The organism is Bacillus sp. SM2101, assembly GCF_018588585.1.
Lineage (GTDB): Bacteria > Bacillota > Bacilli > Bacillales > SM2101 > Nanhaiella > Nanhaiella sioensis.
Window position 1 is genome coordinate 168,253 of sequence record NZ_JAEUFG010000007.1, and the last position, 11,792, is coordinate 180,044.

Here is an 11,792-nt window from a genome sequence, read left to right on the forward strand (position 1 = left end):
AGTATACTGTGAAGCCAAAACGCTTTAGTTGAATACAGAAAAGCTAGTTACTCAATTAAGAGATAACTAGCTTTTTAGTCTTATATACATATATTATTTTATCTAAAAAAATTTATAATTGAGAATATTGTTAAGAATAAAAGCCACCGTTCACATTTAACACCTGACCATTTACATAATTAGATAATGGCGATGCTAGATAGAAGATACTTTGTGCAGCTTCTAAAGCTGTTCCTGCTCTTTGTTGAGGAATAGACATTTGAATCATCTGCCTCATATTTTCTGGAATGCCAATTGCAACACCATTAATAGATTCACCCTTTTCTTTTGGTTGTGTTAGCCTCGTTTCAACCATACCAAATGCGACTGCATTACAATTCACATGATAAGGTGCCCATTCTCGAGCAACTGTTTTCGTTAAGCCGATTAAGCCAGCTTTGGCAGATGAATAATTCGCTTGCCCCACATTGCCCATCACTCCAGCTACTGATGTGACATTTACTATCTTCCGATAATGATCAACACCTTTTGCCACGTCATCTTTATGAGCATTTCTTAAATATGGTGTTGCTTCACGGATAAGTCGAAATGGAGCAAATAAATGAATATCGACCATGGCTTGAAATTGCTCATCTGTCATTTTATGGATCATCCCATCCCATGTGTAGCCAGCATTGTTCACCAAAATATCCAGCTTGCCATAAGCTTGAATCGTTTCATCCATAATCTGTTTTGGAAACTCTGAAGAAGTGACATCTCCATTAACTGAAATAGCATCTCCACCTTTTTCTTTAATTGCACTAACGACTTCTTCGGCAGGTTCTTGATCTTTATCTGACACAACAACATGTGCCCCATGTTCAGCCAGCAATTCAGCTACTTGCCTTCCAACTCCTCGTCCAGATCCTGTAACAATTGCAACTTGATTTTCTAACATTTTCATTACCTTATCTCCCTTCCTTGTCTCTATTTTCGTTTAGGCAGTTTCCGTTTAGATTTTTGATTTTGCACTAAAAAATTATCGTGACATCATTTCTCATTTTTCATAAAGTCAATTGCATCAACTTTCTGTCACTGTCTCAAACTAGTCTCAATAGCAGCAAAGTCTACGAAAAGAGTCATTACTTTATGGTCGTGTTCAAAATGAGGAAAAAAGACGTAAAAAATATGGATGGATAACTCCGAGTACCACAATTTTTTTAATGTACTAGAAAGTGGCAAACAAGACTAACACAGTTATTCAACATTAAATTTCCTCAGTTTTTTTAAATATCTTTACTGTGGCTAATTTTTCATAACTTCAAAGTCACCTTTAAGCTTCAATTCCTCATTTTCATTTTGTACCAATATTTTTCCGCACATTATGGTTTCTCCATCTTCGTTTTTTTCTTCTACAATCTTTCCGGAAATTGACAGCTTCTCTCCTGGGAAAGTCATTTTGGAAAATCTCACTTTAAAATTCCGTAAATCTTTTCTTGGAAACCACTGTGTAAGTGCATCACCAGCCATTCCCATAACGAGCATACCGTGTGCTATAACATCTGGTAAACCTACACTTTTTGCAATTGGTACAACTGTATGAATTGGATTAAAGTCACCAGATGCTCCAGCATATTTCACGATTTGTGTGTGAGAAATATTGTCTTTCTCTATCACTTGAAGGTCACTCATAAATTCAATCCTCTCCCTCTATAGTCATTTTAGATACTAGACCAACAGTGAGCTTACATTAATCCACTCAAGTCGATCAGAGTAAAGAATGGGATATTAATGCCGCTCTATAATAACCGATTTTCCAATTAATACTTTTTCTTTATCAGCGTTAGAATATGTTGTTTCTATCGTAATAAAATTCATATTTCTCTTTGTCGTAGCATGAACAACTTGACTTACTGCTGTTACTACATCCCCAACATAAATCATGCCGACATATTCATATGATTGTTCACCGTGTAACACTTTCAAAGCGTCTAAATCAAGTGCGTTTACTAATGAATCAAAGTCAGCACCACCCCACATATCAATAACTGTTGAAAATGTTGGAGGAACTGGTATTTTAACATAGCCCTGCTTTCTTGCTTCTTCAGTTGAATAATAAATCGGATTATTATCCCCAATTGCTAAAACAAATTCTTTCACTTTACCTTGTTCGACAGAAAATGTGTATGGTTCAAACTTCATTCCAACTTTTGTAGATATGTCTTTTAGCAAAACTCATCACTCCTTTATCATTTACTAGTAAACTAGTAATATTAGTAACTATAAGATCGTGACATTTTATTAAACTGGAATGTACAAAGATATACTTTTACGAAGCTTTATACATCGTTACTACAACAGCACCACCTAATCCAAGATTATGCTGTAAAGCAATATTAGCACCTTCAACTTGTCTTTTGTCTGCTTGACCCCTTAGTTGCCATACGAGCTCTGTACATTGCGCAAGACCTGTTGCACCAAGTGGATGCCCCTTTGACATTAATCCTCCAGAAGGATTAATAACATATTTCCCACCATATGTGTTATCCTCATCGTTAATGAACTTTTCTGCTTCACCTTCTTGACAAAGCCCCAGACCTTCGTAAGTAAGTATTTCATTAGGTGTAAAACAATCATGCAATTCAACTACATGGACTTCCTCTGGTCCAATTCCAGCTTGTTCATATAATTGTTTTGCCGCACGCTTTGTCATGTCTGCTCCAACTAGATTGATTGGGTCTTGAAAGGTTGAAATTGTATCTGTTGCCATCGTTTGTGACACGATTTCAACAGCATTACCAATTCCTTTTTTCCTCGCAAAATTCTCAGTACAAACAATGACAGCGGCTGCACCACAAGATGGTGGACAAACACATAATCTTGTTAAATGCTCTGGATAAACGACTGGGGAGTTTAATACTTCATCAACTGTTAGTTTTGTATCAAAAATGGAATAAGGATTATTTACAGCATGACTTCTTGTCTTTACAGCGACCTTAGCAAAAACATCTGGGTTAGCACCGTATCTACGTAAGTATTCGTTTCCAGCCTCACCAAAAATGCGCAAAGTTAACGGGAACCCTTTAGTTTGTGGAGTTAATTCATCTAATTTATCTTGAAACAGATCAAGGGGTGATGTACGGTCATTCCATACAGATTGCAATGCACCAGGTTTCATTTCTTCAAAACCGAATGCAAGAACACACTCAGCTGACCCTGACTCAACAGCTTGACGTGCTAAAAAAAGCGCTGTTGATCCACTTGAACAATTGTTATTTACATTTACGACTGGAATACCAGTCATTCCTACTTTATAGATTGCAGCTTGACCAGAAGTGCTTTCGCCATAAACATAACTTGCAAAAGCTTGTTGTACTTCGTCAATGCCTATTCCAGCATCCTTTAATGCCCCACTAATCGCTTTTGCAGCCATATCCTCATACGGATCATTTTTACCTGGTTTAGCGAACTTCACCATATCAGCTCCAATTATTCTTGCTTTGCTCATATTACCATAACCTCCCATGAATTCCTGTTAATGTTTACTTCACCCGATAATTCCATCTTTCTTATAAGAGCTTATTTGACCTTTCTTCAATCCTAATTCTTCCAATACTTCATCAGTATGATAACCTAACTCGCTACCTACATGACTGTATGATGGTTGAAATGAAGAAAACTTAATAGGACAAGCAAGTTGCTTTTGACTTCCTCCTTCATCCTTCGGTACGTCAGCTATCATATTACGCGCTTTTATTTGTGGATGATGAACGGCTTCAGAAAAATGAAGAACAGGCTCTATACAAGCATCGAATTTATTAAATATTGATATCCACTCTTCGTAGGTTTTCAATCGAAATATATACTTTAATTTGTCTTTAAACAATTCCATATCCTCTTTACTCATGCTTAAACTAAGAGATAACAATTCCTCAGCTCCGACAGCTTCGCAAAGTTGCTTTCTAAAGTTCGGTTCAAGGCTTCCAACAGAAAAGTAACGTCCATCTTTAGTCTCGTAGTAATCGTAGAAAGTTCCACCATTTAGCATTAATGCTTCTGCTTCTGGCTCTACTTCACTTGCTAGGTACCCAGCACCAGAAATCCCATTCAAAGCAAATGCTGCATCTGTCATGCTTACATCAATTGACTGCCCTTGACCTGTTAATTGTCGGTGATATGCTGCAGCTAATATAGCAATAACAGTATGATGGGATCCTCCTGCTACGTCTGCTATTTGAATCCCATAAGGGGTTGGAACGGACCCCTTTCTAGCTGAATAGCTAGTAACTCCTGATATGGACAAATAGTTATTATCGTGTCCTGCTCTATTACGATACGGCCCTGTTTGCCCGTACCCTGTTAATGAGCAATATATTAACTCAGGGTTAATTTGTTTTAGCTCATTATAACCAAGGCCCAATCTATCCATGACACCTGGTCGAAATTGTTCTAACACTATGTCGTATTTATGAATTAACTTTTTTACTATATCTATTGATTCTTCTCTCTTTAAGTCTAGAGCAATAGCACGCTTTGAACGATTCAAGTATTGATGTGCTACTGAATCTTCGCCATCGATAGGTGGTGTCATGCGTAACAAATCTGGCCTTGATGGAGATTCAACTCTTAAAATATTTGCACCTAAATCTGCTAAAAACATCGTCGCATATGGTCCTGGTAGCAGCCCAGAAAAATCAAGAATATTTAGCGAAGATAAAAGAGACATATGAATTCACCGCTCTTTCACATTATTTCACTTTATTAAATTGTTCCCGAAGTTTATATTTCATTATTTTCCCTGAAGCATTTCGAGGGAGTTGATCGACAAATAGTACCTTTCTCGGTACTTTATACCCAGCTAGATGTTGCCGAAGAAAATTTATTAGTTCTTCTTCATCAGCTTTTTGTTGGTGTAAAACGACGACAGCGGTTACAATTTCTCCCCAAGTCGTATCAGGAATACCAATAATTGCAGCTTCCATAACAGCAGGATGTTGGTATAAACAATTTTCTACTTCAATTGAATAGACATTTTCACCGCCTGATATAATCATATCTTTCTTACGGTCTACTAGTTTAATAAAACCATGTTCATCCTTCACTGCTAAATCCCCGGTAAATAACCAGCCTTCACGTAATGCATCTTGAGTTTCCTTTTCCTTTCGGTAATATTCTTTCATAATCGTTTCACCGCGAAGAATAAATTCACCTACTTCACCAGGTACTACGTCCTTACCTTGTTCGTTGACAACCCTTGCTTCAGTTAACAATGTTGGATCCTTCCCTGAAGCACCCAAATTCTCTTTATGATCTTCCGGTGTTAGAAAAATTCCAGCCGGTCCACCTTCAGACAATCCACATAAATTATAAAATTGATCAGTTTGAAATAATTCCATACTTTTTTTCACGAGTTCTGGTGCCATTGGTGCTGCACCGTATGAGCACTTTTTAATAGAACTCAAATTGTATTCCTTTGCATTTGGTACGTGCAATAAAAAGTTATACATCGTTGGTACTCCAAAATATTGCGTAATTTCATATTTTTCAATTGCTCTCAGTACTTCGACAGGATTAAATTCTTTATGAATGACATGTGATGCACCCACACTAATACCAGGAATGAGAAATAAACCTAATTGAGCACTATGAAAAAGAGGTGCAACATGTAATAGTTTTTCAAATGAAGCTAAACCAGTTGTCCCGATTGATGCAATGACGAGGTTTAATACTCGTTTATGATCAAATAAAGCACCTTTTGGGTAGCCTGTCGTTCCAGACGTATATAAAATATGCAAATCATCCTCTTCTATAACTTCTACCTCTGGTTCCGAAATGTTTTCAGATACTACTTCCTTGATTGAAAGATGTTCAGGTCTGTTTGGACGAGTTACTGCTATTACTTGCCTTATTGAATGAACATCTTGTTTTGCTTCATAAATAATGTCATCAAACTCTTGATCATATATCACAACAACACTATCTGATTGGTGCAAAATATAATTTAATTCACGTGCCATGAGACGAAAATTAAGCGGAACGACTACAGCACCTATTTTCGCAGCAGCAAAATAGCTAATTACGAAATAATCTGAATTCTTAAGTAATAGAGCGACTTTTTCACCCTTTGTTACTCCTACTTTTAGAAGACCGTGCGCAAGTTGATTTACAACTTGGTTTAACTGTTTGTACGTATACTCTCTGTCCTCAAATATCACAGCCCATTTTTCTGGATGCCTTCTTGCATTGATCGCGAGACAACTTCCAATATTCAAATTGATCCCCCTATATTATTTTACGTGACCAATATCGTGTACAATATCTCTGAGAACAACTATTAAACGAACTTTAAGTCTTTTAGTATTACAATCTTTCAATGTGAGTGGTCAGACACAGCGCTAAAAATTCATTCCTTTCCACATATAACATACAATTACAGAAATTGTTCATTAATTACGGCTCTACTCGTAACCTATGTTGATATTGAGACTAATTTAGAAAGGCTATTAATAATTTTATGGTAATTGACCTCATTATAAATGAGAAAAGGTAGTATCTAGTTCTTAGTACAATATGAACCACCAATGCGAAAACAGCGTTAGTCAAAGTTCACAATAAGCTAATTACATAACATGTGGGTTCCTCTGATTACTTTTTTTAAAAATAGCACAGCTTATTAAGTTTTTTAACTCCCTCCTTCTGCACTCTCATGAAACAAATACTCTTTCGTAATTTAAGAAGCAAGTTCTGTGCCAAATAGTTAATAGTTATATAGTTATTTAGTAACTTTATACGTATACACATGAATACTCATTTGCAAATTCAAACAACACTGATTATTACAGCTAGGTATTTACAATGCTTATGTATATTATTAATACAATTGTTTAGATTGACTGTCTTAAATTAAGACAAACATAACCAATATTAAGGAAACACTTTTTACATAAGCTGATATTTTTCAAGTTTTTTATATAGTAGAGAGCGACTTATACCTAGCATTTTTGCAGCTTTTGTTTTATTACCTTCTACTTTTTCCATCATTTCTTTAATAACTCTCATTTCTGCTTCATCCAATAATGCTTGTTTGTTCATGGAATTTTCCATTTTTGTAGAATGTATCTTTACTTTATTTAGTAAATAATCAGGTAAATCATGAGCTTCAATTTTCCCATGCTCTGCAAAAACCATACCTCTTTCTATTACATTGCGAAGTTCACGTATATTTCCAGGCCAATCGTATGACAACATAACCTTTTTGGCATCATCATCGATCCCCGTTATACTCGTGCCATTTATTTGATTGAGATCATCTATAAAAGCATCACTTAAAATTAATATATCTCCCTGCCGCTTCCTTAAGGGAGGTACTTCAAATGAAATGACATTAAGTCGATAATATAAATCTTCTCTAAATTTTCCACTTTCTACCATGTTTTCTAAGGGCCGGTTTGTCGCTGCAATAATTCTAACATTTACTTGAACCCTCTCATTTCCTCCAACTCTATAAAACTCTTTCTCTTGTAATACCCTTAATAGTTTTGCTTGAAGCTGCAAAGACATATCACCGACTTCATCCAAAAACAGCGTACCCTCATTTGCATGATCGAATTTTCCGTATTTCCCCTTTTGTTTAGCGCCAGTAAAAGCCCCAGCTTCATAACCAAAAAACTCAGATTCCAGCAAATGCTCAGGTATCGCAGCACAATTCACTGTAACAAAAGGACCATTACTAGTCATACTGACACTATGAATAGCATGAGCAAAAAGTTCCTTTCCTGTCCCACTTTCTCCTCGAACTAAAATAGTAGATTTCCCCTTAGCAGCTTTCCTAACACTTCTAATTAACTTTTCCATATTAGCACTTCTTGTAATGATGTGATCAAATGAATACCTAGATGTTTCAGTTACATGATTACTTATGCTAACTGTTTTATTTTCCTGGTCGATTTTCCTGAATTGTTCTTGGACTTCCTTTAGTTGACGAAAGCTGATTTTACCAATTGCCCCAATAATCATGTTGTCTTGATAAACAGGAATACGATGAAGCATGTATTTAATACCTTTGATCTTCATAACCTTACTTACAGTAGCAACACCTGTCTTCATAACCTCTTGCAAATTGAAATGAGGAAGAATTTGATCAACATGTTGATTTTTTATATGATGTGAGTCCAACTCAAATAAATCACATAACATCGAATTGAAAAAAACAATTTTTGCTTCCTCATTTATCATCAATATTCCATCATAGGCATTATCAATCGCTGTTTCTACTAATCTTTTAAGTTTTTTTACAGTCTCTAATTCTTGAGCTATTTGTTCAAGTTCAGTTACATTTTGAAATAAAGCGATGTATCCCTTTTTTCCATTAACTAAGTTGTATGTCGAAACTCTCACAATCGTGTGGTGATGATTGAATGTCATTCTTTTCGGTAGCTTTTTTTCCAAGTCATTTAAATAATGTTTTGGGAGGTAATTTGTGACGTCTTCATGAAGTACATCTTGTTCATTAAGATCAAAAATGGTACAGAGCTGTTCATTTACATATGAAATATATCCGTTCTCATCAGTCATGCATGCACCTAATTGAGATGTTTCTAATATCTTTTCTAATTGATTCGTTAAATATTGTGACGATTGTAAAAAAGTCACTACTAAATCTGTTTTTGTTACGAGACCAACTACTTTACTACTCTCATCTATTACGACTGCAGTACCTACTTTGCTTTCTAAAGTAAGTGGATGTAATTTTTCGTACGGTGTATTAGTCGGCAGCACATATACTTCTTTGCGAATAAAATCTCCTATTGAGCTAGAAAGATTAGTATGATTTAATAATTGTTTATATAGAATGCTCCTCGTAAAAACACCAACTAATTTCTGATTATTATCACATACAGGAATCGTATTCCATTTGAGCCTTCTCATTATATCAATTGCTTCAGAAATTGAACTATGCTCATAAAGAAACTCTTCTACTTTTGTCATAATATCTGTTACTCTTAACATTCATTCACCTTCTAACTCTATTAATACCAAAACCTATTGTTACGTTTTTCGATAAGTATTGGCAATTTTCCTCTAATCACATACATCAATTGTATACATCTAGTCACCAGTTATTACAATATATTAAAAAGTTTTATAAATATATTTATCATTTTATTTAATAATTAAAGAATTTTAGCGAAAAAAGATGATTTTTGCTAGTTTTTCAGCTATTAGCAATGTTATTCATAGTTTATAGAAAATTCATAATTATATAATATATTAATTATAAAACTAAAGGAGGTTTTTATATTGAAAAAAAACATGAAATCATTATTACTTACAATGATTGTTGTACTTTTAGTTATCCCCATTATAAAAACTAGCAATATTGCAAGTGCAGCAAACGACAATTCAAATTGGATGGAGCAAGTTAGTATGGCAAACCCTGAGTTTGGGGAAAGAACATTACGTGAGGTTATTTTACCAGGAACGCATGATTCTGGGACAGCCACTATGGATGATGCGAATGATCCAAGAGATCCGGGTCCAGATTTTTGGGATCTTAAGAACTTGTTACAAAACGGAGCTGCACAAGCAGGAAAGTCTATCGTTGCTGACTGGTCACAAACACAAGGGCTTACTATTGAGCAACAATTAAATGAAGGGATTCGTTATTTTGATTTACGTGTTGCACCTAATGTATGGCAACCGGTATTTGATGACTATCAAATACAAGAAACTAACTTACGCACTCTTCATGGCTTATACGGTGAGTCTGTAGATGAAATACTTGCTGCATCAAAAAGATTCATAGAAAATAATGAAAAGGAAATCATAATCTTAGACTTCCAGCACTTTTACGAAATGACTCAAAAAAGCTACGATTACTTAAATAACCTACTCATAAATACGTTCGGAGAATTATTAATTCCTTCATCATATGGGGTCCATGTACCTTTAGAACAACTTTGGAACGAAAATAAACGTGTCATTGTCTTATATGGTACTGATCATCAACGATATACGAATACATTAGATATAAGGGCTCTCTATGATGATGAATTTAACAATTGGTTGTGGGATCGAAAATCTAGTATGCAATCGGATTGGGCAAATACAACCGATGTAGAGATCCTTAAAGAAAAGCTTAATGAAAGTATAGAGTCGGCAAGCCAAAACAAGCTTTTTGTACTTCAAGGTGTGTTAACGGCCGATGAAGATGTTATTGTTGATGCAGTTCTAGGTGGTTTTGATCCATTTTCTGCAACAGGAGTTAATTCGTTACATGATCTAGTCAGGCTTGCCAACAATGAAATTCCTAGCTTAGTACAAAATGAATGGTCTAGTAAACCATTAAACATCATCATGTTGGATTGGTTTCACGAAACAGAAATCGTAGATATAATTAAAAGCATGAATGAAGGAAGCACGTTTGATGGGCCTAATAAAGAAGATTTAACGCTGATTGGGACTATTTCATCTGAAGGTGGACCACAATCTGGTCAAAAACACCGTTCTAGTAACAATTTCACCACAACTAATATACCAGCTGGTACAAAACAATTATATTGGGAGATAGTTGGCAATGCTAACGCACAGTCGATTAGCTTCAGTGTGAAAGAAGATGTTGCCATTTGGACTGACCCTATCGTTTTTAACTCATTAAAAAATGGTTCCTACACTGAAGTAGTAAAAAATGATTCTTTATATATTGCTGACCCATTAAGTACATCAGGTCAATCATTTACCGTTAATATATATGCTGTTAAATAAATCAATTCCCAAAGTTTTCAAGAGAAGAATTGATTCATGGCTTAAAATATGCATTTCACCTAAGACAACTACACAAGCTGATCAATTTTGCTCGCATAAGATATACTAATCCACTTGTAAATCCGGCCTCCCTACTTAAACAAACACCTCACCTGTGATAGTAGGGAGGTTACATACGTATACAGGAGTAAAAATTGAATGTTTAAGATAAAAGTTATTGTTATAAAATTTTAAGGATAAACTGTTTATGTATACCCATCGTACCTTAAAAATAAATTCTAACATCTCAGTCACTTTCATATAGTAATCTTTAAATTGGAAATTCGAACATGAACATTTCGTACTACTTTCCACTAAGGCTTTATTCGTTAGCTTTGTTGTTCCAACAAAAACACCATAGGTATATTGCTGAATTCTGCTGATTCTTTTAATGAGAGGAAACATCCTAGGGAACTTTTATTCATACGATTAATAAGGTTCTTTTCGTAAACTTTGTTACTTTTTTCACTTACATTTGAGTATCTGATGGTTATAAAATGACTCATATGGACTTTAGCGAAGAAAAAATGCCCCGAACGTTAGTTATACTCAGGGGTTTTGCTCTAATTACGAAAAGTAACAATCAATGCTAAAACAGCTTTTGAATTAAAATAGAGAGGTTTTTGGACCTCCCTATTTGAAATGACAAGTTTTTTATTTACACAATTGCACACACACCGACTAGTACGATAATGAGTAGAATAAATAATACAACGATCAATGCAAACCCTGATCCAAATGCTCCTCCTACTCCAGGGCCATAACCGTACCCAGGGTAGCCAGCACCTGCTACACCACCATAACCACACATAATATCACCTCCCCATTCTTATCTATATATTTCTATGAAAGATTAGTGTATTTTGTTTGTACGAATGGACATGATGAAAACGTACAATTTTTTGGGTACATTATAAAAATATGGAATAACAAGAAAAATTTGATCTATACTTATGCTGTTACACAAATAAATATTTTTAGAAAACGTAATCATTACTATTTGCAAATCG

8 protein-coding genes and 1 pseudogene are annotated in these 11,792 nt (G+C 35.0%); 1 reads left to right on the top strand and 8 read right to left on the bottom strand.

The window, feature by feature from the left end; translation table 11 throughout:
* Nucleotides 1-130 precede the first annotated feature (130 nt).
* The 7 genes from JM172_RS08925 to JM172_RS08955 all read right to left on the bottom strand — a co-directional run bounded on the left by JM172_RS08925 (nucleotide 131) and on the right by JM172_RS08955 (nucleotide 8,988).
* Nucleotides 131-943 (bottom strand): SDR family NAD(P)-dependent oxidoreductase, encoded by an 813-nt coding sequence (locus tag JM172_RS08925; RefSeq protein WP_214481840.1) that lies wholly within the window; start codon nucleotides 941-943, stop codon nucleotides 131-133.
* Nucleotides 944-1,284: 341 nt separating this feature from the next.
* A complete protein-coding gene (locus JM172_RS08930) occupies nucleotides 1,285-1,671 on the bottom strand; it encodes a MaoC/PaaZ C-terminal domain-containing protein (protein WP_214481841.1) in 387 nt (128 codons plus the stop codon).
* A gap of 96 nt (nucleotides 1,672-1,767) precedes the next feature.
* Nucleotides 1,768-2,211, bottom strand: coding sequence for a MaoC family dehydratase N-terminal domain-containing protein (locus JM172_RS08935; RefSeq protein ID WP_250886585.1), 444 nt, complete (start codon nucleotides 2,209-2,211; stop codon nucleotides 1,768-1,770).
* A 97-nt stretch (nucleotides 2,212-2,308) separates the two neighbouring features.
* On the bottom strand, nucleotides 2,309-3,487 hold the full coding sequence (locus JM172_RS08940; protein ID WP_214481842.1) for a lipid-transfer protein: 1,179 nt from the start codon (nucleotides 3,485-3,487) through the stop codon (nucleotides 2,309-2,311).
* A 39-nt stretch (nucleotides 3,488-3,526) separates the two neighbouring features.
* Nucleotides 3,527-4,705, bottom strand: a complete 1,179-nt coding sequence (locus JM172_RS08945) for a CaiB/BaiF CoA transferase family protein (RefSeq protein ID WP_214481843.1) — start codon at nucleotides 4,703-4,705, stop codon at nucleotides 3,527-3,529.
* 22 nt (nucleotides 4,706-4,727) lie between these two features.
* Entirely contained in the window at nucleotides 4,728-6,251 is a 1,524-nt protein-coding gene (locus JM172_RS08950) for an acyl-CoA synthetase (protein WP_214481844.1), read from the bottom strand.
* A 667-nt stretch (nucleotides 6,252-6,918) separates the two neighbouring features.
* Nucleotides 6,919-8,988, bottom strand: coding sequence for a sigma-54-dependent Fis family transcriptional regulator (locus tag JM172_RS08955; RefSeq protein WP_214481845.1), 2,070 nt, complete (start codon nucleotides 8,986-8,988; stop codon nucleotides 6,919-6,921).
* A 291-nt stretch (nucleotides 8,989-9,279) separates the two neighbouring features.
* Here JM172_RS08955 and JM172_RS08960 point away from each other — a divergent pair, with 291 nt between their 5' ends.
* Nucleotides 9,280-10,743, top strand: a complete 1,464-nt coding sequence (locus JM172_RS08960; RefSeq protein WP_214481846.1) for a phosphatidylinositol-specific phospholipase C domain-containing protein — start codon at nucleotides 9,280-9,282, stop codon at nucleotides 10,741-10,743.
* A gap of 697 nt (nucleotides 10,744-11,440) precedes the next feature.
* Here the strand turns inward: JM172_RS08960 and JM172_RS08965 are convergent.
* Nucleotides 11,441-11,563, bottom strand: a pseudogene (locus JM172_RS08965) (YjcZ family sporulation protein); the annotation flags it as partial.
* Between the last annotated feature and the right edge of the window lie 229 nt (nucleotides 11,564-11,792).

What these genes read in the sequence shown, in the direction of transcription:
- JM172_RS08925 (WP_214481840.1), bottom strand. Translation starts at nt 943, where the DNA reads ATGAAAATGTTAGAAAATCAAGTTGCAATTGTTACAGGATCTGGACGA.
- JM172_RS08930 (WP_214481841.1), bottom strand. Translation starts at nt 1,671, where the DNA reads ATGAGTGACCTTCAAGTGATAGAGAAAGACAATATTTCTCACACACAA.
- JM172_RS08940 (WP_214481842.1), bottom strand. Translation starts at nt 3,487, where the DNA reads ATGAGCAAAGCAAGAATAATTGGAGCTGATATGGTGAAGTTCGCTAAA.
- JM172_RS08945 (WP_214481843.1), bottom strand. Translation starts at nt 4,705, where the DNA reads ATGTCTCTTTTATCTTCGCTAAATATTCTTGATTTTTCTGGGCTGCTA.
- JM172_RS08955 (WP_214481845.1), bottom strand. Translation starts at nt 8,988, where the DNA reads ATGTTAAGAGTAACAGATATTATGACAAAAGTAGAAGAGTTTCTTTAT.